The sequence below is a fragment of the Reyranella sp. genome, from assembly GCF_965279465.1.
GTDB lineage: Bacteria > Pseudomonadota > Alphaproteobacteria > Reyranellales > Reyranellaceae > Reyranella.
In genome coordinates, this window is sequence record NZ_OZ257242.1 from 3467915 (window position 1) to 3486849 (window position 18935).

General features: G+C 66.4%; 20 protein-coding genes. 13 read left to right on the plus strand and 7 right to left on the minus strand.

The features are described 5' to 3' along the window. The first annotated feature begins 55 nt into the window (after nucleotides 1–55). The 6 genes from ACQY8M_RS16980 to ACQY8M_RS17005 all read left to right on the plus strand — a co-directional run bounded on the left by ACQY8M_RS16980 (nucleotide 56) and on the right by ACQY8M_RS17005 (nucleotide 4653). Nucleotides 56–1030, plus strand: coding sequence for a Bug family tripartite tricarboxylate transporter substrate binding protein (locus tag ACQY8M_RS16980; protein ID WP_428674278.1), 975 nt, complete (start codon nucleotides 56–58; stop codon nucleotides 1028–1030). A gap of 62 nt (nucleotides 1031–1092) precedes the next feature. Further along, complete coding sequence (locus tag ACQY8M_RS16985) at nucleotides 1093–2346, plus strand: thiolase C-terminal domain-containing protein (RefSeq protein ID WP_428674280.1); 1254 nt, start codon at nucleotides 1093–1095, stop codon at nucleotides 2344–2346. A gap of 15 nt (nucleotides 2347–2361) precedes the next feature. Then, nucleotides 2362–2883, plus strand: coding sequence for a Zn-ribbon domain-containing OB-fold protein (locus tag ACQY8M_RS16990; RefSeq protein ID WP_428674282.1), 522 nt, complete (start codon nucleotides 2362–2364; stop codon nucleotides 2881–2883). A 1-nt stretch (nucleotide 2884) separates the two neighbouring features. Then, nucleotides 2885–3211: a hypothetical protein gene (locus tag ACQY8M_RS16995; protein ID WP_428674284.1), complete on the plus strand. Its 327-nt coding sequence runs from the start codon at nucleotides 2885–2887 to the stop codon at nucleotides 3209–3211. 43 nt (nucleotides 3212–3254) lie between these two features. After that, a complete protein-coding gene (locus tag ACQY8M_RS17000; RefSeq protein WP_428674286.1) occupies nucleotides 3255–4043 on the plus strand; it encodes a phosphodiesterase in 789 nt (262 codons plus the stop codon). 91 nt (nucleotides 4044–4134) lie between these two features. Then, on the plus strand, nucleotides 4135–4653 hold the full coding sequence (locus ACQY8M_RS17005) for a VOC family protein (RefSeq protein WP_428674287.1): 519 nt from the start codon (nucleotides 4135–4137) through the stop codon (nucleotides 4651–4653). Between the two features lie 168 nt (nucleotides 4654–4821). On the opposite strand, the gene ACQY8M_RS17010 is transcribed toward ACQY8M_RS17005, so the two are convergent. The 4 genes from ACQY8M_RS17010 to ACQY8M_RS17025 form a co-directional block, all read right to left on the minus strand. After that, nucleotides 4822–5952 carry a serine hydrolase domain-containing protein gene (locus tag ACQY8M_RS17010; RefSeq protein ID WP_428674289.1) on the minus strand — a complete coding sequence of 377 codons (1131 nt, stop codon included), beginning with the start codon at nucleotides 5950–5952 and terminating at the stop codon, nucleotides 4822–4824. Nucleotides 5953–6199: 247 nt separating this feature from the next. After that, nucleotides 6200–7264, minus strand: coding sequence for a hypothetical protein (locus ACQY8M_RS17015; protein WP_428674291.1), 1065 nt, complete (start codon nucleotides 7262–7264; stop codon nucleotides 6200–6202). Beyond that, complete coding sequence (locus tag ACQY8M_RS17020) at nucleotides 7261–8013, minus strand: NTP transferase domain-containing protein (RefSeq protein WP_428674293.1); 753 nt, start codon at nucleotides 8011–8013, stop codon at nucleotides 7261–7263. Before ACQY8M_RS17020 ends, ACQY8M_RS17015 begins: the two co-directional genes overlap by 4 nt. Continuing rightward, entirely contained in the window at nucleotides 8013–8864 is an 852-nt protein-coding gene (locus ACQY8M_RS17025) for a MurR/RpiR family transcriptional regulator (protein WP_428674295.1), read from the minus strand. Before ACQY8M_RS17025 ends, ACQY8M_RS17020 begins: the two co-directional genes overlap by 1 nt. A 123-nt stretch (nucleotides 8865–8987) precedes the next feature. Here ACQY8M_RS17025 and ACQY8M_RS17030 point away from each other — a divergent pair, with 123 nt between their 5' ends. The 5 genes from ACQY8M_RS17030 to ACQY8M_RS17050 are packed head-to-tail and all read left to right on the plus strand — an operon-like array spanning nucleotide 8988 to nucleotide 14536. After that, a complete protein-coding gene (locus ACQY8M_RS17030) occupies nucleotides 8988–10211 on the plus strand; it encodes an ABC transporter ATP-binding protein (RefSeq protein ID WP_428674297.1) in 1224 nt (407 codons plus the stop codon). Continuing rightward, nucleotides 10208–11071 (plus strand): carbohydrate ABC transporter permease, encoded by an 864-nt coding sequence (locus ACQY8M_RS17035; RefSeq protein WP_428674299.1) that lies wholly within the window; start codon nucleotides 10208–10210, stop codon nucleotides 11069–11071. Before ACQY8M_RS17030 ends, ACQY8M_RS17035 begins: the two co-directional genes overlap by 4 nt. Further along, on the plus strand, nucleotides 11068–11907 hold the full coding sequence (locus ACQY8M_RS17040; protein ID WP_428674301.1) for a carbohydrate ABC transporter permease: 840 nt from the start codon (nucleotides 11068–11070) through the stop codon (nucleotides 11905–11907). The genes ACQY8M_RS17035 and ACQY8M_RS17040 overlap by 4 nt, the downstream gene beginning before the upstream one ends. Nucleotides 11908–11927: 20 nt before the next feature. Then, entirely contained in the window at nucleotides 11928–13208 is a 1281-nt protein-coding gene (locus ACQY8M_RS17045) for an ABC transporter substrate-binding protein (protein ID WP_428674303.1), read from the plus strand. 47 nt (nucleotides 13209–13255) lie between these two features. Continuing rightward, nucleotides 13256–14536, plus strand: coding sequence for a DUF2254 domain-containing protein (locus ACQY8M_RS17050; protein WP_428674305.1), 1281 nt, complete (start codon nucleotides 13256–13258; stop codon nucleotides 14534–14536). Between the two features lie 56 nt (nucleotides 14537–14592). Here ACQY8M_RS17050 and ACQY8M_RS17055 read toward each other — a convergent pair whose 3' ends face one another. Further along, on the minus strand, nucleotides 14593–14871 hold the full coding sequence (locus tag ACQY8M_RS17055) for a hypothetical protein (RefSeq protein ID WP_428674307.1): 279 nt from the start codon (nucleotides 14869–14871) through the stop codon (nucleotides 14593–14595). 7 nt (nucleotides 14872–14878) lie between these two features. Further along, the gene (locus ACQY8M_RS17060; protein ID WP_428674309.1) at nucleotides 14879–15829 is read right to left on the minus strand and encodes an NAD(P)H-dependent flavin oxidoreductase; all 951 of its coding nucleotides are present in this window, start codon (nucleotides 15827–15829) and stop codon (nucleotides 14879–14881) included. Between the two features lie 176 nt (nucleotides 15830–16005). Here ACQY8M_RS17060 and ACQY8M_RS17065 point away from each other — a divergent pair, with 176 nt between their 5' ends. Together ACQY8M_RS17065 and ACQY8M_RS17070 are read left to right on the plus strand one after the other, a co-directional pair. Then, nucleotides 16006–16395 (plus strand): hypothetical protein, encoded by a 390-nt coding sequence (locus ACQY8M_RS17065; protein ID WP_428674311.1) that lies wholly within the window; start codon nucleotides 16006–16008, stop codon nucleotides 16393–16395. 30 nt (nucleotides 16396–16425) lie between these two features. After that, nucleotides 16426–17292, plus strand: a complete 867-nt coding sequence (locus ACQY8M_RS17070) for an SDR family oxidoreductase (RefSeq protein WP_428674313.1) — start codon at nucleotides 16426–16428, stop codon at nucleotides 17290–17292. Between the two features lie 20 nt (nucleotides 17293–17312). On the opposite strand, the gene ACQY8M_RS17075 is transcribed toward ACQY8M_RS17070, so the two are convergent. Continuing rightward, nucleotides 17313–18890, minus strand: a complete 1578-nt coding sequence (locus ACQY8M_RS17075; protein ID WP_428674315.1) for an ABC-F family ATP-binding cassette domain-containing protein — start codon at nucleotides 18888–18890, stop codon at nucleotides 17313–17315. Nucleotides 18891–18935: the final 45 nt, after the last annotated feature.

Here is an 18935-nt window from a genome sequence, read left to right on the forward strand (position 1 = left end):
CGTGGCCTCGACGCTCTACGATGCCGGCAACGAAAGAGTTCGGGAGGAAGTGCATATGACGAGCCGTTTGCCCCGGCGTGCCTTGCTGGCTGCGCCCTTGCCACTGCTGGCCGTCCCGGCGCGGGCCCAGGACGGCTATCCCAAGGCGCCTGTGAAGGTCGTCATCCCCGCGGCGCCCGGTGGGCCGACCGACGTCATGGCGCGCATGATCCAACCCGGCCTGACCGCCAAGCTCGGCCAGCCGGTGCTGATCATCAACCGGCCAGGCGCCGGCGGGAACATCGGCGTGGTGCAGGCCGGCAAGTCGCCGCCCGACGGCTATACGCTGCTGATCGCCTCGACCGGCTTCGTGGTCAATGTCAGCCTCTATCGCGAGCCGGGCTACGACGCCTTCAAGGATTTCCTGCCAATCACCGAGCTCGGCTCCTCGCCGAACGTGATCCTCGTGCACCCTTCGTCGCCGATCAGGACAATCGCCGGCCTGCTCGCCTTCGCCAGAGCCGAGAAAAGCAAGCTGAACGTCATCAATCCGGGGCAGGGCTCGACGCCGCACCTCACTGCCGAGCTGCTGCAGATCAAGGCCGGCATCGGCATCGAGAACATCCCCTACAACGGCGCGGGCCCGGCGATCCAGGCGATCCTGGGGCAGACCACGCCGGTCGGCATCACGGCGTTGCCGCCGGCCCATCCGCACATCAAGTCGGGTGCGCTGCGCGCGCTCGCGGTGACCGGCGAGAAGCGTTGGTCCGACCTGCCCGATGTGCCGACGATGCAGGAGTCGGGCTTCCCCGACCTCGTGTCCGAAACCTTCCAGGGCATGTATGCGCCCGCAGGTACGCCCAAGGAGGTTGTCGACCGCGTGGCGCAGGATACGCTCGCTGTTCTGCGTGATCCCGACGTGGCGGCGAAGCTGCTCGGCGTCGGCTTCGATGTCCGCGCGAGCGGCCCGGCCGGGCTGTCCGCGCGCGTCGCCAAGGAAGTGCCGATGTGGCGCGAGCTGATCGAGAAGTCGAAGATCGAGCTGTTGTAAAGGAGTTCGAGCGCCTTAGTCTTTCCAGCGTATGCTACGGGCAATCAAAGAAGGGAAACGCCATGCCGATGCCGGATACCGACACCACCAGTCCGAAATTCCTGCGCGATAAATATGCGATCGTGGGCGTCGGCGAGACGACCTACACGCGCGGCTCGGGGGTGACCACGCGCAAGCTCGGCAGCTGGGCGGTGCGCAATGCGATCGAGGATGCGGGGCTGAAGCCGTCGGACGTCGACGGCGTGCTGTCGTACCAATCGGGCGATTCGACCTTCGGGACGTTCATCGCGGGCGACGTCGGCATCCGGCCCAACTTCTACATGGACGTGTTCGGCGGCGGCTCGTCGACCGAGGCGCTGGTTGGCATGGCGATCGGGTTGATCGAGGCGGGCATGTGCAAGTGCGTGGTGATCTTCCGCGCCATGAACGGCTTCAGCCAAGTCCGTATCGGCGGCACCGGCGCGCGCGCCGCGGCGCCAGTCCTGGGCGATGCCCTGCACGGCCGCGCCTACGGCTGGCAGAGCGCCGGCCAGATGTTTTCCCCGACCTTCATGCGGCACATGTACGACTACGGCACGCGGCCCGAGCAGGTCGCGCACGTCAAGCATTTCCACTCCTGCCATGCCTCGAACAACCCCAAGGCCTACTACAAGCGGCGCTTCTCGGTCGACGACGTGCTGAACAGCCGGATAATCTGTAAGCCGCTGCATCTTCTCGACTGCTGCGTCGAGACCGACAACGGCACGGCGCTGATCGTCACCTCGGCCGATCGCGCCCGCGACTGCCGCCACCATCCGGTCCTGATCCGGGGCGTCGTCGGCCGCTGCAGCAAGCCGCGCACGGACATGCACTACCAGCACGGGCCGATCTCGACGGTCGCCGGCCACTACGCCAAGGACATATTGTGGCCCAATGCCGGCGTCGGGCCGGAGGACATCGACCTGACCGGCAGCTACGACGCCTTCACCTTCACCACGATGCTGCAGCTCGAGGATTACGGCTTCTGCAAGAAGGGCGAGGGCGGCGACTACGTCAGCAACGGCACGATCCGGCTGGGCGGCAAGCGGCCGAACAACACCAGCGGCGGACATCTGTGCGAGGGCTATACGCATGGGGTCAACATGGTGGTCGAGAACGTCCGCCAGCTGCGCCACGACGCCGACGACTCCTGTCCGGTCGGACAGGACGGCAAGCGCCAGCACACCTACGATTACAGCGAGGGCGGCTGCCGGCAGGTCAAGGACTGCGAGCTGTCGGCCAACCTGGGCTGGGCCAATCCGGGCACCGGCTCGGCCATGGTCATGCGGCGCGGCTAAAGGGGAGCACAGACCATGGGAATCCAGGCCACCTATCTCGGCATGCCGCTGCAGATCGACGATCTCGACGTGGAGAATCTCGCTTATTTCAAGCATTGCGCGGCGCACGACTTCCACCTGCAGCGCTGCACCGCTTGCGGACTGGTGCGCTATCCGCCGACCACCGCCTGTCCGTGGTGTGCCAACCCGACATCCGACTGGGTGCCGGTCGAGGCCAAGGGCGCTGTGCATTCCTACACCGAGGTGCATCACGCCATTCAGCCGGCCTTCAAGGCGCATACGCCCTATCTCGTACTGCTGGTCGATCTGGACACTCAGAAGGGTAAGCCGACAGAGCACGAGGCGCTGCGCGTAATCGGCAACCTCACCACGCCGGACGGCTCGCTGGCGCCGCCGGACATGGTGCGGAGCGTCGGCATCGGCACGCGGGTGCGCATGGTCTTCGCCGACGCGGGGCCCGGGCTCGCGATCCCGCACTGGACGATCGACGAGGCCGCGCCGCAACCCGCCAAGCCGTGGCGCTATCCGCAGGAGTAGGATGACAGAGGACTGGGGCTTCGTCCGCGCCGCGGATATGGCGCGGACGATCGACGAGAGCTTCGAGCTGGCGTGGATCGCCGAAATCGAGTCGGCGTGGCAGACCGCCGATCTCGACAACGGCATGTTCGGCTTCGTGCTCGCGATGGCGGACGGCCGGCGCCTCTACTGGCTCTACACGGCCGACGACGCCGAAGCCGGTCGGCCGGAGGATTTCGATGTCGTCGAGCTGGCAGCCGGCGAGACACCGTCCGCTCCGGACGGCGCGCGATGGTACGATCCGGACCGGCTCAACAAGCGGCTGGCCGTGATGCGGCGCTTCGGCTGAGCGCTGGACCGTCCAGCCGTGCGTATCGTATCACTCGCGCGCCATGCAGAAATTCATCCACATCACCGACACGCACTTCGTTCCGCCGGGCAACCTGCTGTACGGGCTGAACCCGATCGACCGTCTGGCGCTTTGCATCGCCGATGTGAACCGCAATCATTCAGATGCCGCCTTCGCGATCCTCACCGGCGACCTCGCACACAAGGGTGAGGCGCCCGCCTACGAAGCGCTGAAGCGGGAGCTCGACAAGCTGGCCATCCCCTATCACCTGATGGTCGGCAACCACGACGACCGGGCGAACTTCCGTGCGACCTTTCCGGCTACGCCGGTCGATGGTGACGGCTTCATCCAGTACACGTTCGAGATGGGCGAGGGCGTACTCGGCATCTGCCTCGATACCAACGAGCCCGGCAAGCCGTGGGGCAGCTTCTGCGCGACACGCGGCGCCTGGTTCAAGCGTGCGCTCGATGAGGCCGGCGACCGGCCGGTGATGATCTTCATGCACCATCCGCCGTTCAAGGTGCGGCTGAAGCGCATGGACGATATCTCGCTGCTGGACCCTCGGGCGTTCACTGACGCGATCGCCGGGAAGGGCAACATCCGCCATCTCTTCTTTGGCCACTTGCATCGGCCGGTGGCGGGCAGCTGGCGCGGCATCCCGATTTCGACCCTGCGCGCGACGAGCCATCAGGTCGCCCTCGACTTCGTGATCGAGGGCCGCATCCCCGGTAGCCACGAGCCACCCGCCTACGGCGTCTGCCTGCTGGAAGAGGACCAGATGGTCGTGCACATGCACGACTTCCTCGACCGGACGAACACGTTCCTGCTCTGAGTCCGGGGGACCGACGGCGTTCTGCCCGCTTTCCGGCATTGCCGGGATCGATCCGGCTGCCTAGCATTCAGAGCAGGAGCGGGAGGACGACATGGCAAAGCGCCCGATGTATCTGCAGCACGTCAACATCTACGTCCGCAACGTCGAGCGTTCGAAGAAATGGTACGAGGATCTGCTCGGCCTCCACGTCTATGAATACCGGCCGGGCTGGGCCGCCTTCCTGTCGGCCGACGAGGAGCAGTCGCACGAGGTCGCGCTGATGCAAGTGGGGGAGGATGCGCCGCTGCCATCGAAGCGCCAGGTGGGCCTGAACCACATGGCGTGGCGCCTCGAAAGTCTTGACGACCTCAAGGAATTCTATCGGAAGATCAAGGCTGAGGGACAGCCGATAGACCACATCTCCGACCACGGCATCTCGCTCGGCATCTATTTACGCGACCCCGATGGCAACGGCGTCGAGGTGTTCTACGAGATGCCGCGCGCCGAGTGGCCGGTCGATTACAACGTATTCACTCGTGAGAAGACCGGGAGCGGCCGCTTCCCTGGCCCTTGGGATGCGGAGATCGGCCGCAACGGTTCGCCTGCTCAAGTGCAGACGGCCGCGGAATAGGGAGGCTCATTCGCACGCCACGTCGTCAGGTCCGCTCTACCCGCGAAGCGGACGTGGACGCTTTCGCGGCCCGCGATCACGTCGCCTGCGGCTTGGTGCATGACGCAAACAGCTCGCGCATATGGAGAGCGGCACCCGGCTTGAGGAACGGGCGGGACGGGTCGCGAGTCATGGGACGGTCTCGACTGCTGGCAGGACATAGTCGTCGCGAACTATCTCTGGGACCCAGTTCGACAGCATGCCTTTGCCATAGTAGTTGCCCGCCGTTACCACAATAACGAGGTCAAGCACGGGGACGATGAAAATGCGCTGTCCGCCCTGGCCAACGGCCGCCACCCAATCGATCTGCCGTTCGGATACACGCGAACTACCAAGCCAGAATTGATAGCCGTATGAACCTTTTTGAGATCTTTTGATCTGAGCCGTTGTCGCAGCATCGATCCAGGCGCCCGACACGATCTGCTTTTCGTTCCAGCGCCCACGATTGAGCACCAGTTGGCCGATCTTCGCCATGTCGCGTGGCCGCATCCAAAGGCAGCACCAGTCCTTCGGGTCTCCATTCCGCAGGCGAGTCCACGCGACATCCGAGATCCCCAAGGGGTCAAAAAGCAGCGACTTCGCGAGAACATCAAAGCGCTTGCCAGTCGCACGACCCAGAACGGCCCCAATCAACGCCGTGGCACCGCCGCTGTAGTTCCAAGCGGACCCCGCCTCCGCAACGACGGGCAGAGAGAGCACATAGCGGTAAGGATCAGCCGAGGCGTTCATCGTGCTTTCGTTCGTGAACGGCGGATTGTCGTCCCAGTCCAAACCCATGGACATAGTCAGTAGGTGCCGAATGGTGATGCGCTCCTTCTCTGGGGTGCGCAGATCGGCGTAGTCAGGAAAAAACGAGAGGACTGGCTGGTCCACGCCGGCGATGGTCCCGCGATCGATTACCGTACCCATGACCAACGCCGTTAAGCTCTTAGTCATCGACCGCAGATCATGAGTGGTCTCCGCGTTGAAGTCGATCGTTCCGGGACCGCTTCGCGCCTTCAAGTCATATCCACGGAAATAGTGTTCAAATACGAGCTTGCCACGACGCACGACAACGACGCCGTGCAGATTGGCCTCCTTCCACTCATCGAACTTCGCCACCAGCGCACAGAGCTTCGTGGCGTCGAGACCAACACTTTGCGGCGCGGCAATCACCCATCCATCGTGGAGATCAGCCGGGCGAGCACATTCAGCCGCCGCCGCTGCTGCGAGCATCGGGGCGAACACAAATCCAAACGCCAGTGCTCCGATCCTCCACATTGTTCATCCTCGCTGTCCTTGCTCGGGTATCATGACGGCGCAATTATCGGGATACTGCAATACTGACGTTCGACGAATTGGCACATCGGGGGGTGCTTGCTATCCCAGCAAGACATTGACATCAGGCATGTTGCCGCGTTCGGGGCCACCCGGCTTTCGCGCTATGTCGTCTTGGGGTCACTGTCTGACGTAGCGCTCGACGTGATCGACATCTGAAATCGGAACGCGCAGGCTTTGTGGGTTCACCCTAACTGTACTTGGCCCGCAACAGCCGGGCCGCGTCGGCCTCGGCCTTGAGCTTGAGATAGACCTCGTCGATGTCGACCTTGGCGGCGGAGCCGGGCGCGAAGCCGCAGTCGGGGTTCAGCGTGATGCGTCTCTTGTCGATCCGCGACAGGGCGCGCTGGACGCGCGCGGCGATCATCGGCGCGGTTTGCGGCTCGCCTGGCGTCACGTCAACTACGCCCAGCCCGAGTTCGAAGTCCTCGCGCAAGCGGCCGAGACTCTCGAGGTCGTCCGCGCCGGCGGCGGTGAATTCCATCGTGAGGTGCTTCACGTGCAGGCGGTTGAGCTGCGACAGGATCGGTCCGTAGGTGCCGGCATGGTGCTTCTCGCCGCGCACTCGTGCGCCGGCCCGGCGGCAGAGATGGACGGCGAACTTGATGCCGTCGAAGCCGGCGACGGTCGCGTTGATCATGTCGACGGCGAAGTCAGCGGCACGGTCGGGATCGTCATGGCGCGCGCGCACGTCGGGATCGACGAACAGGCAGAGATGCGGATCGTCGATCTGCACGATCTCCACGCCAATCTCCTGCAGCAGCGCTATCTCGGCCCGCAGCGGCGCCACGCAATCTCGCACGAAGGCCTCGCGCGTCGGGTAGGCCGGCGTCGAGCGCTCCGCGTCCCACAGCCGCTCGCCGAGCAGCGCAGGCGCGGGCAGGGTGATCTTGGTCGCGGCCCGCGCCACTTGCTTGACGAACTTCGCCTCGGCCGCGACGAAACCCGGAAGCTTGGACGAAAGCCTTTCCGTCACCACCGTCCAAGGCCGTCCATCGGCGGGATTGGTCTCCAGGGTGAAGCCGTGCGCCAGCTCGGCGATCACGCCGATATAGGAGCGCCGCCGCCATTCGCCGTCGTTCACCACGTCGAGTCCGGCACGCTCCTGCAGCGCCACGACGAAGCGGACGGCGGCGTCCATCGTGGTGCGGTCGGTCTCGTCCCACTCGGCCTTCTCGATCAGCTCCCGCACGATCAGCGGGCGGGGGATCGAGCCGACGATCGACGCAGGGAACAGTGGGAGCGTCCCGCTCACGGCTGCCACAGCATCTGCGCCAGGTTCATGTCCTCCTGCGTGTCGATCTCTCGATAGTTGCCCGGCGTGTCGACGTGGCCGAAGACGATGTCGTGCTCGATCATGTCCTGGAACATGTGGATCAGATACGCCTTCTGGAACGTCGCAGCCTCGCGATAGGGCTTGCACCAGTGCTGCCACTTGCGCCGGCGATAGAACTCGCGGAACTGGCGTGCGCCCGACGTGCCGAATTTGGCGACGCCGATGAACTCGCCAGTCGCGTCTTCGTACGGGATGGTGCGATGGACGCGCTCGACCTTCCCGTCCCGCGTGATCACCTTCTCGGCATCGTGCGGCGGATGCTGGGTGCGCGGCTTGTAATGCTCGCGCCACTCGGTGTCGACGCCGAGCGCCAGCTCGTCCCTGGACTGCACCAGGCCGCGCACGACCTCCTTGGTGAACAGGATGTCGGAGTAGGCCGTCACGAACGGCCGGTCCATCAGGTCCTCCGCACACATCAGCGAGACCAGGATGTTGTTGTTCGGCCAGTCCGTGTTCTCGCGAAAGACGAAGTCGGGGTACTCGCGCCTCACGGCTTCGACGTGGTAGCCGCCGATGAAGCAGATCTCGGTGCAGCCACCTCCCTTCAGTGCCTCGATCGTCCAGTCGAGGATGCGCCTGCCCTGGATCTCGGCGAAGCACTTGGGCGCGTTCTCGGTGGTTGGCATGAGGCGGCTGCCGCGGCCCGCGCCGATGATGATGGCGCGCATCAGAACCTCTTGGCCGCCAGCACGCGCGCGCTGAGCTGCAGGCGGGCGATCGAGCGCTTGGCGTCGGCCAGGGCGCAGCAGGAGACCAGCGTGTCGATGATCGCGAGCTGGGCGACGCGGCTGCTCATCGCCTCGGGCCGGTAGCGCGTCTCGTTGGCAATGGTGTGCAGCACGACGTCGCAATGGCGGGCGAGTGGGGATTTGCCCATGCGGGTGATGCCGATGGTGCGCGCTCCCGCCTTTTTGGCCAGCTCCGTGGCCATCACTGTCTCCTGCGTGCTTCCCGAATGGGACACGGTGACGACGGCGGTGCCGCTGTCGGCCATCGCCGCGCTGACCGCCTGGATGTGCGAGTCGGTCACGGGCTTGGCGTCGTAGCCGAGCTGGAGCAGCCGGTAGCCGAGGTCTTGCGCGATCGGCGCGGCGCTGCCGATACCGTAGACCTCGACCCGCTTGGAGGCCCGCACGATCTCGACTGCCCGCGCGAGCGTCTTTTGCGACAGCAGCTTCTGCGTCTCCTGCAGCGAGGCGATGTGGGCGGCGAAGACGTGCTGTGCCACGTCGGCGACGGTGTCGGAGGGGCGGAGGTCCTCATGGATCATCTGCATCGGCTCGACCAGGTCGCGCGACAGCAGGATCTTGAGCTCCTGGAAGCCCGAGGCGCCCAGCCGGCGGCAGAGGCCGACGATGCTGCCCTCGCTGGCGCCGGTCTGCTCGGCGACCTCGGTGATCGACATGCGGATCACCTCGTCGGCGTGCTCGGCAACGTAGGTGGCGATGCGGCGAGCGGTCGGCGGCAGGCCGTCGCCGAGATGGCGGATGCGCATCAGGATCGACGCTGTCGCGAACATGTCACAAGCATAGGGCAGATTGAGAAAAGCTCAATCAGGAAACCGCGAGATATGAGGGCTTTTCAATATGGGGACCGGTCGTTAGCATCCGCGCAAACAAGTTGCGGGGAGGCCGAGGCCCGAATGCTCGTCGTGAAACCCGAGGCGGCCGGAACGCGTCCTGTACGAGGCGCCGTGCGCATTGCCGGGCTCGGCAAGCGATTCGGCGAGACTCAAGTGCTCGACGGCATCGATCTCGATATCGCGGCGGGTGAGTTCGTCACCATTCTGGGCCCCTCGGGCTGCGGGAAATCGACCTTGCTGCGCATCATCGCCGGGCTCGAGACCGAGAGCGCCGGCAGCGTCGTGATCGACGGCGCGCCGATGAAGGGCCTGGCACCCAACGAGCGCGACATCGCGATGGTGTTCCAGTCCTACGCGCTCTATCCGCACCTGACGGTGGCCGAGAATATCGCCGTGCCGCTGCGCATGCGCCAGCTCACGCCGGTGCAGCGCCTGCTTGGCCTGGCGCCGCGCGCCGTCCGCCGGTCGATCGCGGCAGAGGTGCAGTCGGTCGCTGCGATGCTGCGGATCGAGAGCCTGCTGGCGCGCAAGCCGGCGCAGCTCTCGGGCGGCCAGAAGCAGCGGGTGGCGCTCGCCCGCGCCATGGTGCGGCGGCCGCGCGTTTTCCTGATGGATGAGCCGCTCAGCAACCTCGACGCCGAGCTGCGTGTGCACATGCGCGCCGAGATCGCGCAGCTCCATCGGCAGCTCGGCGCGACGTTCCTCTATGTGACGCACGACCAGGTCGAGGCCATGACCATGTCGGACCGGGTCGCCGTGATTCTTGGCGGCCGGCTGCAGCAGGTCGCCTCGCCGGACGCGCTCTACCGCGATCCGGATACGCTGGCGGTCGCCCAGTTCGTCGGTACGCCGCGGATCAATGTGCTGCCGGGAGAACGGCTCGGGCTGCCGGCAGTGCAGGTGGCGATCCGTCCGGAGCGCCTGCAAGTCTTTCCCTGCTTCGTGCCGGGGAAAATGTCGGCGCCTTCCCCGAACGGCACGAGGGGTCTCGCTGATGGAGGGGGTGAGCGGCAGCTTGCCATCGACCCCCTCCGTCGCGGATTGCCGCGCCACCTCTCCCGAAACGGAGCAGGGAAAGGGCTTGAGGGGCGGCTCGTGTATCGCGAGAATCTGGGTTCCGATCTTTTCCTGCATGTCGAAGTTCAGGGCGTTTGCGCGCCGCTGATTGCGCGCGCCGATCCCGCGGCGGGACAGACCTTCTCCATCGGCGACACGCTCGCGCTCACCGTCGACCCTCGCCATACCCTGCTGTTCGACGCCAGCGGCAGGCGGGTCTGGCCGTGAACGGCCGCGGCTCTGTCCTGTTGCTCACCGCGCCGGCGCTGGTGCTGATGGCGGTGTTCCTGATCGGGCCGCTGCTCGCGGTGATCGGGCTCAGCTTCACCAACTACCAGCTCGGCGCGCCAAGCTTGTCGTTCGTCGGCGTCGCCAACTACGTCGAGATGACCGGGGATGAAACGGTCCGCATTTCGCTCGCCAACACGCTGATCTATGTCGGCGTCGTGGTGCCCGTCTCGGTCGCGCTCGGGCTGGGCGCGGCGCTCCTGATCGAGGCAGATTCTTCACTGCGTGGGTTTTATCGCGCGTCCTACTTCCTGCCGGTGATGGCGACCCTGATAGCCATGGCAATCGTCTGGGAGTTCATGCTCGATGCGCGCTTCGGGGCGGTCAACATGGCGCTGAAGGCGATCGGGCTCGGCCCGTTCGATTTCCTCCATGACCGCAAGCTGGTGCTGTTCACCTTCTGCGGCATCGGCGTGTGGCAGAGCGTCGGATTCAACATGGTCTTGTTCATGGCGGGCCTGACCGCGGTGCCACGCGAGCTCTACGAGGCCGCGGCGGTAGACGGTGCCGGCCGCGGTGTCGAGCGCTTCAAGCTCGTCACCTGGCCGATGCTCGGGCCGGTCACCCTGTTCACCGTGGTGATCACCGCGATCCGCGCCTTCCAGGTGTTCGACACGGTGCAGGTGCTGACCGACGGCGGCCCGAACAAGGCCTCCGCGGTGCTGCTGCATACGATCTACGCCGAGGCTTTCAACTTCTTCCGCAACGGCTATGCGGCGGCCCTGGTGGTCGTATTCCTGCTGTTCATCGCGGCTTTGTCGGCCGTGCGGCTGTTCGTGCTGGGACGGAGCCAGACATGAGCGGCGTGCGACTGCGCCTCCTGATGCGCGTGCTCCGCCATCTGGTGCTTTTGACCGGCACGGTGGCGATGCTCGGTCCGTTCGTCGTCATGCTGATGACGTCGTTCAAGCCCAAGGCCGAGATCTTTGCACCCACGTTCCACCTGTTGCCGCACAGCTGGGGCGGCACCGAGAACTACGCCACGGCGCTGACCCAGGTGCCGCTGCTGCATTTCCTGCTGAATGGCGCGATTGTCACGGCCGCGATCTTCCTGCTGCAGGTGCTGGTCAACGTGCCGGCGGCCTACGCCCTGGCCAAGCGGCGCTTCCGCGGCCGCGACACCATGTTTGCGGCGGTGCTGGTCTGCCTGCTCATCCCGTATCAGGCGATCGCACTGCCCATCTACATCCTGTTCTTCAGCACCGGAATTCTCGATACCTACGCCTCGCTGATCCTGCCGTTCACCATCTCGGTGTTCGGCATCTTCCTGATGCGCCAGTTCTTCCTCGGCGTGCCCGACGACCTGATCGACGCGGCGCGGATCGACGGCATGAGCGAGTACCGCATCGTCTGGGGCGTGATGGCGCCGACCGCGATGCCGGCGCTGGTCGCCTTCGGCATCTTCTCGCTGGTCGCGCACTGGAACGACTATTTCTGGCCACTGATCGCCGTCGCCAGCCAGGAGCTCTACACGCCGCCGATGGGCATCGCCTTCCTGAAGCAGAACGGCGAGGGCACCGCCTACGGGCCGCTGATGGCGGCGGCCACCATCGTCATCACGCCATTGGTGCTGGCCTTCCTCGTGGCGCAGCGGCGCTTCATCGAGGGCATCACCTTCACGGGCCTCAAGGGCTGATCAGAGAGGGAGACAGGGACATGAGACTGACCAGAAGAGCCGTCACCGCCGGCGCGCTGGCGATGCTGGGATCGGGCACGGGCGCGGGCTCTGGGCTCGCCCAGGCCAAGACCACGGTAAGCGTCCAGTATCCGCTGGGCTTCATCTTCGACAAGGTGTTCGCCGAGCTGAAGACCGAGTTCGAGAAGACCAACCCGGACATCACGGTCAAATACCTGCCAGCCTACAAGGAGTACGAGGACGCCGCGCAAACCGCGTTGCGGGGCGCGGTCACCAAGCAGCTCCCGGACGTCTCGCTGCAGGCGATCAATCTTCAGCGCCTGTTCGTCGACCGCAAGATCGCCGTCGAGCTGTCGCCCTTCATCGCCAAGGAGCAGAACTGGGAAGGCCAGGGCTTCGCCAAGTCGATGATGGCGCTCAGCACCTATGGCGATAAGCCCTATGGCCTCGCCTTCGCAGCCTCGACGCCGATCATCTACATCAACGACGACCTGGTCACCAAGGCAGGTGGCGATCCGGCCAACTTCCCAACCACCTGGGACGGGATCTTCGAGCTGTCGCAGAAGATCGCCAAGCTCGGAGACGGCACTATCGGCCTGTTCCATTCCTGGGCGATCACCGGCAACTGGATGTGGCAGGCGCTGGTCTACAGCCACGGCGGCAAGATGATGAGCGACGACGAGAAGACCGTCGCCTTCGACCAGGAGCCGGGCAGGAAGTCGATCGCGCTGCTCGGCCGCATGGTGCGCGAGGGCGGCATGCCCGACCTTACGCCCGAGGCGAGCCGCGCCGCGTTCTTCTCCGGCAAGCTCGGTATCTGGACCGAATCGACCTCGCTGCTGCGGGTTGCCGACGAGGGCGTCGCCGGCAAGTTCAAGTGGCGCACCGTGCGCTTTCCGGTGCCCGGCCCGAACGCGAAGCTGCCGACCGGCGGCGCGGCGGCGATGATGTTCGCCACCGATCCGGCGCAGCAGGCGGCGGCGTGGAGGTTCATGACGTTCATCACGGGCGCAAAGGGCGCCACGATCATGGTCAAGGGCACCGGCTACATGCCGCCGAACTCGTTGCCCGCCAACGATCCTGCGATGCTGAAGAACTTCTACGCCGAGAAGCCCAACCATCTGACGTCGCTCAGCCAGCAGCCTCTGATGACGGCGTGGTACGCCTTCCCGGGCGAGAACAACCTCAAGATCATCCAGGCGATCAAGGACCGCCTGCAGACGGTGGTCGACAAGTCGGCGGCGCCGGAAGCCGCGCTGACGGCGATGTCGGCGGACGTGACCAAGCTGCTGCCGAAATAGGCTCCAGTCGCAATGCATCCCGGGCGCGGCTCCTGCGTTAGGGGCGGATGCCGCGGCTACCGAACTTCCTCTCGCCGGGCCGGCTCGTCGCCGCATGGGACCGGCTGCGCGAAAGCTTTTGGTTTCTGCCCGCCCTCATGGCGGCCGGGGCCATTGCGCTGTCCTTTGGCCTGACCAGTCTCGACGCGGTGGTGGAGGACCGCACCTACCGCCGCCTCGACTGGATCTATCTGTTCGGCGCCGAGGGCGCACGCGCAATCCTGTCGGCGATCGCCAGCTCGATGATCACCGTCGCCGGCCTCACTTTTTCGATCACGATGCTGACGCTCCAGCTCGCGTCGTCGCAGTTCGGTCCGCGGCTGCTGCGCAACTTCCTGCGCGACCGCGGCAACCAGCTCGTGCTCGGCACCTTCATTGCCACCTTTCTCTACTGCCTGCTGGTTTTGCGCACCGTGAAGGGCGTCGAAGGATCGAGCTTCGTGCCGCACATTTCGGTAGCCGTCGGCATCCTGATGTCGATTGCGAGCCTGGCGGTGCTGATCTACTTCATCCATCACACCGCCCATTCGATTCGGGTCGAGACCATCCTTGCGAGCCTTGCCGATGAAACTGGCGCAGCGATCGAACGGCTGTTTCCTGAGAAGCTCGGGCAGGAGCCGCCGGATGCGCCGGAGCCCGAACGGAGTATTACCCCGGCCGATGCGGCCACTGCGCGGCTGATCCGGCCGGAACGCAGCGGCTACGTGCAAATGGTCGACGGCGACGCGCTGATGAACCGCGCCGTCGAGCTCGACATCGTCGTCTACCTCGCAGTCGGACCGGGCGCGTTCGTGACGCCCGACGACGTCCTGATGACGGTGGCGCCGGGTGCCCGGATCGATGCGGCGGCGGCCGACGGGCTGCGCGCCGCGCTGGTGATAGGCGCGGAGCGCACGCCGACTCAGGACCTTGCCTTCTCCCTCCGCCGCATCGTCGAGATTGCACAGCGCGCGTTGTCGCCCAGCGTCAACGACCCCACCACGGCGATCTACTGCATCGACCGGTTGGGCGAGGCGCTCGCCCGTTTGGCCGAACGCCGGATGCCCGCGGCGCATCGGCTCGATGCGGACGGCCATTTGCGCGTCGTGGCCAAGACCGCGTCGTTCGGCGTGTTGGCGCACGAGGCCTTCGCGGCGGTCGCCCGCTACGGCATGGCCGATGCCGACGTCGTGCGAGCGCTGCTGCACACGCTGGGGCGGCTCGCCGATCGGATATCGCCTGCGGAGCGCGGTGTGCTGGCCGGCCTTGCCGAGACGATCCGGCGGGAAGCCGGAGCAGGCCCGCTATAGGCGCCGCATAGCGACTTCAATTCGTGGATCAGGTTGGCGCTCTCGGTCGCAGTGCCTCAGCCGCGCGGCGGCAGGGTGAAGCCGTTGTTGCGGAGCACCCGCTCCAGCGCGGGAATTCCCGATGGATTGCCCTGCCGGCACTGGGCGGCGGCAACGTCCGCGTCCAGGCTGCCACCCAGGTTGGGGCGGCTGGGCGCGTCAACCGAGCGGCCGATGTAGCGCTCATAGAGGTCCGTGAGGCGACTGCAGTAGGCAATATCGCTTGCCGGCGACTGGGCGAAGGCAACGGCCGGCAGCAGGCTGGCAAGCAGCGCGAGGAGGAACGGGCGTGGCATGGTGCTGCTACGCCGGCCGAAGGCGCGCCAACCGGTCGATCTCGCGCCAGAAACCGGCGATCGTCTCGTCGACGATCTGCTGCACCGATTTCAGTTCATGGATCAGGCCCGCCGACTCGCCCGCCGCACCCGAGGTGTTGTCGACGTCGCCCTGGACATAGAGCATGTCGATCAGGCCGCCGCGCGGCAGGCGCTCGCGCTTGCCCTCGGCGACCTCGACCGAATAGGGCGTGCGCAGGCCACGCGAGCGGGCGCGCGGCGGATTATCGGTCATGATCGTGCCGGTCAAAGGGGCGGCGACGATCGCGTTCTTGTAGTTGGGATGGACCGGGCTCTCGAACGAGGCGACGAAGCGCGTTCCCATGGTGACGCCCTCGGCGCCCAGCGCGAACGCCGCCGCCATGCCGCGCCCGTCGACGATCCCGCCCGCCGCCACGATCGGCACGTCGACCTTTTCCCGCACCGCCTGCAGGAGCGCGAAGGTATGGACCTCCTCGGGATTGCGGATGCCGGCGCTCTCCGCGCCCTCGACGATCAGCCCATCGACCCCGGCATCGACCGCCTTCTGTGCCCCGCGCAGGGTCGCGGTGGCGTGATAGACGGTGACGCCTGACGCCTTGAGCATCTTCGTGTAGCGCGTCGGATCGCCCGCCGACGTCGTCACGAAATGGATCCCCTGGCCGAGCAGCCAGTCGATGATCGCCTTCTCCTCGGCGGGGTCCATCTGCAGGTAGCGGATCGGCAGGTTGACGCCGAACGGCGCGTTGGTCGCGGCGCGGATCGCGGTGAACTCGCTCTTGGTAATCGCGAGGTCGCGGATCGAATTCTCCAGCAGCCCCATGGCGCCGGCCTTCGACACCGCCGTGACCAGCGGCGCGCGAGCGATCCAGGTCATCGGTGACTGGAAGATGGGATAGCGCGAGCGCGTATGCGCGGTGACCCGGTTGCCGTCGAACATGGGGACGGTCCTAGCACACCGGCGGCGGCGCCTCTAACGCCTCACTTGCGCGTCCCAGTCGATTTCGCCCGGCGCAACGATGCCGACGCCCGGCGGGTCCAAGACCAAGGCATCCATCCCCTGCAACCTGTGGCGCGTTGGCGGGTTGTGATGCCGCGGATCGAGCGGGAGACATCATGGCGAGGTCGATGGAGGAAGAGAGAACGCCGGCCGGGATCGACCCGCTGGCAAAGGCACTCGGCTGGCTCAGCCTGGCCGCAGGTATGATGAAGCTTCTCGAATCGCGCCGGAGCTCACAGGCAGCGGGTCCGGGCAACCCGGACATGATCCGGATCTACGGGCCCGGCGATATGGCCGACATGCCGACATTGTCCGTCGCCCGGCCGGCCGGGCCGAAAGGGCGCGTCGTCGGCGATCTGCTCGAAATCGCCACGCTGTTGCCTGCATTGCGCGCGCGCAATCCGCAACGCGGCAAGGCACTGGTGGCGCTGGCCGCCGTCACCGGCGTGACGCTGTTCGACCTCCTCGCCTGGCGCGCGGCAACGCGGCGGGGGCGCCTTCGTTAAAGGACTGTCTCTCATCGAAGGTCCTTGACCATGCCCGACGCCGGTACGCACCTAACGCCGCCCTTGCCCAAACAGCAGCAGGAGATGCCGGGCTATACGTCCCGCATGAAGCCGGTGCCCGATCACGGCGAGAGCACCTACAAGGGCTCAGGGCGACTGACAGGCAGAAGGGCGGTCATTACTGGCGGCGACAGCGGCATCGGCCGCGCAGTGGCGATTGCCTATGCCCGCGAGGGCGCGGATGTGTTGCTCTCGTATCTCTGCGAGCACGAGGATGCGAAGGATACCGCGCGGATGGTCGAGGATGCCGGCCGCAAGGCCGTGCTGCTGCCGGGCGACCTGCAGGACGCCGCGCACTGCCGGCGGGTGATCGACACGGCAATATCCGATCTCGGCGGCATCGACATCCTGGTGAACAACGCCGCCCACCAGGCGACCTTCAAGGAGATCGGCGACATCAGCGACGAGGAATGGGAACTCACGTTCCGGGTGAACATCCATTCGATGTTCTATCTCACCAAGGCGGCGGTGCCGCACCTGCAGCCCGGCAGCGCGATCATCAATACGGCCTCGATAAACTCGGATGCCCCGAACCCGACGCTTCTGGCCTACGCAACGACCAAGGGTGCGATCCACAACTTCACGGCCGGCCTGGCGCAGATGCTGGCGGAGAAGGGCATTCGCGTGAACGCGGTGGCGCCCGGCCCGATCTGGACACCGCTCATCCCCTCGACCATGCCTCCCGAAACCGTCGCCAAGTTCGGTAGCAACGTTCCGATGAAGAGGCCGGGGCAGCCGGCGGAGCTGGCGACGGCCTATGTGATGCTGGCCGATCCGCTGTCGAGCTACGTCTCCGGCGCCACAATCGCGGTCACCGGCGGGCGGCCGTTCCTGTAAACGGTTGCCCACGCAGGACGTCACAACGTGATCCGCCGCGTGATCCCGACAGCGTCGAGAAACGCCTCGTCGTGGCTCACCACCACCAGCGCCCCGTCATAGGCGCACAGGCCGGCCTCCACGGCCTCGATCGACTCGATGTCGAGATGGTTGGTTGGCTCGTCGAGCATCAGCAACTGCGGCGGCGTGGGGCCGCCCAGCACGCAGGCGAGCCCGGCACGCAGCATCTGGCCGCCGCTCAGGCTTGCCGCGGTCTGCAACGCTGCATCGGCGCGAAACATGAAGCGGGCGAGCGCGGCGCGGCAGGCATTCTCGCCGGTGTCCGGATTGATCCGTCGGAAGTTGTCGCGGATCGAAACGGCCGGATCGAGCAGTCCGACCGTCTGGTCGAGCAGCGCGTGCGGCACCATCACCTGTACCGTACCGCGTTGCGGTAAGAGTCGGCCGGTGAGCAGCGACAGCAGTGTCGTCTTGCCGGAGCCGTTGGCACCGGTGACGGCGATCCTCTCGGGCCCGACGACGGCGAACGAAAGATTGCGCAGCACCGGCCGGTCCGGAACGAAGCCCGCGCTCGCCGCGTCGATGCGCAGCACCGTCTTGCCGGCCGGAAGTCCGGTCGGCGGCAGCGCGACAGACAGCGGCTGGAGCACCTCGATCCGCTCGCGCGCCTCGGCGGCCTCGTCGAGTGCCTGCGCGCGTCGCCGTTCGGCGAGCCGCGCTGCCTCGCCGCCGCTCGCTTCGCTGCGGTCCTTCATGGTGTTGAGCTGGATGCGCGGGATGTCGCCCCGCGCACGCTTGCGCTGGCCCGCGCCGTCACGGCGTGCCTTGCGTTCGGCATTCGCCTGGGTTCGGCGGGCGAGCTCGTCGATCCGCTTCTCGGCATCGGCGAGATCGCGCCGTGCTGCGGCCAGCTCGGCTGACTTGCGCGCGCGATAGTGGCTCCAGTTGCCGCCGTAGCGCGTGGCGCCGAGCGACGTGAGCTCGACGATCGCGTCCATGGCTTCGAGCAGCTCGCGGTCGTGGCTGACGACGATCGCGCCGGCGCGCCAGCCGGCGAGCAGCTCGATCACTGAAGCGCGGCCGCCGCGGTCGAGATTGTTGGTCGGCTCATCGAGCAGGATGAAGTCGGGCTCGGCGAAAACCAGGGCGGAGAGCGCGACGCGCGTGCGTTGCCCGCCCGACAAAGTCGCCAGCGCCGTGCCGGCGTGTGCGTCGAGCCCGAGCCGATCGAGAGCGGCGGCGAGCCGCGCTTCGAGCGTCCAGTCGGCGTGGGCGAGGTCGTCCGCCGACGCCGTTCCCTGCTCGGCGCGGCGCAGCAGTGCGAGCCCGCCGGTCGCGCCGAACAGATCGGCGACGGTCTCGCCGGGCCGGTCCTGGACCGACTGGCGCAGCAGGCCGAGCGTTCCGTTGACGGCGATCGTGCCGGCATGCGGTGGAAGCGTCCCGCAGATGAGCCGCAGCAGCGTCGTCTTGCCGACCCCGTTGCGGCCGACCAGGCCGGTGCGCTCGGGGCCGAAGCCGAGATCGAGGTGCGAGAAGAGCGGCCGCCCGTCAGGCGTGGACCAGGAGAGACCGGACAGAACGATGGAAGCAGGCATGACGATGGATTTCCCCGAGGACAGAGCGCGGTGAGCGGACAGTCC

Excerpts from the sequence above, each read along its gene's own strand:
- ACQY8M_RS16980 (WP_428674278.1), top strand. The coding sequence starts at position 56 with ATGACGAGCCGTTTGCCCCGGCGTGCCTTGCTGGCTGCGCCCTTGCCA.
- ACQY8M_RS16985 (WP_428674280.1), top strand. The coding sequence starts at position 1,093 with ATGCCGATGCCGGATACCGACACCACCAGTCCGAAATTCCTGCGCGAT.
- ACQY8M_RS16990 (WP_428674282.1), top strand. The coding sequence starts at position 2,362 with ATGGGAATCCAGGCCACCTATCTCGGCATGCCGCTGCAGATCGACGAT.
- ACQY8M_RS16995 (WP_428674284.1), top strand. The coding sequence starts at position 2,885 with ATGACAGAGGACTGGGGCTTCGTCCGCGCCGCGGATATGGCGCGGACG.
- ACQY8M_RS17000 (WP_428674286.1), top strand. The coding sequence starts at position 3,255 with ATGCAGAAATTCATCCACATCACCGACACGCACTTCGTTCCGCCGGGC.
- ACQY8M_RS17005 (WP_428674287.1), top strand. The coding sequence starts at position 4,135 with ATGGCAAAGCGCCCGATGTATCTGCAGCACGTCAACATCTACGTCCGC.
- ACQY8M_RS17010 (WP_428674289.1), bottom strand. The coding sequence starts at position 5,952 with ATGTGGAGGATCGGAGCACTGGCGTTTGGATTTGTGTTCGCCCCGATG.
- ACQY8M_RS17020 (WP_428674293.1), bottom strand. The coding sequence starts at position 8,013 with ATGCGCGCCATCATCATCGGCGCGGGCCGCGGCAGCCGCCTCATGCCA.
- ACQY8M_RS17025 (WP_428674295.1), bottom strand. The coding sequence starts at position 8,864 with ATGTTCGCGACAGCGTCGATCCTGATGCGCATCCGCCATCTCGGCGAC.
- ACQY8M_RS17030 (WP_428674297.1), top strand. The coding sequence starts at position 8,988 with ATGCTCGTCGTGAAACCCGAGGCGGCCGGAACGCGTCCTGTACGAGGC.
- ACQY8M_RS17040 (WP_428674301.1), top strand. The coding sequence starts at position 11,068 with ATGAGCGGCGTGCGACTGCGCCTCCTGATGCGCGTGCTCCGCCATCTG.
- ACQY8M_RS17045 (WP_428674303.1), top strand. The coding sequence starts at position 11,928 with ATGAGACTGACCAGAAGAGCCGTCACCGCCGGCGCGCTGGCGATGCTG.
- ACQY8M_RS17050 (WP_428674305.1), top strand. The coding sequence starts at position 13,256 with ATGCCGCGGCTACCGAACTTCCTCTCGCCGGGCCGGCTCGTCGCCGCA.
- ACQY8M_RS17055 (WP_428674307.1), bottom strand. The coding sequence starts at position 14,871 with ATGCCACGCCCGTTCCTCCTCGCGCTGCTTGCCAGCCTGCTGCCGGCC.
- ACQY8M_RS17060 (WP_428674309.1), bottom strand. The coding sequence starts at position 15,829 with ATGTTCGACGGCAACCGGGTCACCGCGCATACGCGCTCGCGCTATCCC.
- ACQY8M_RS17065 (WP_428674311.1), top strand. The coding sequence starts at position 16,006 with ATGGCGAGGTCGATGGAGGAAGAGAGAACGCCGGCCGGGATCGACCCG.
- ACQY8M_RS17070 (WP_428674313.1), top strand. The coding sequence starts at position 16,426 with ATGCCCGACGCCGGTACGCACCTAACGCCGCCCTTGCCCAAACAGCAG.
- ACQY8M_RS17075 (WP_428674315.1), bottom strand. The coding sequence starts at position 18,890 with ATGCCTGCTTCCATCGTTCTGTCCGGTCTCTCCTGGTCCACGCCTGAC.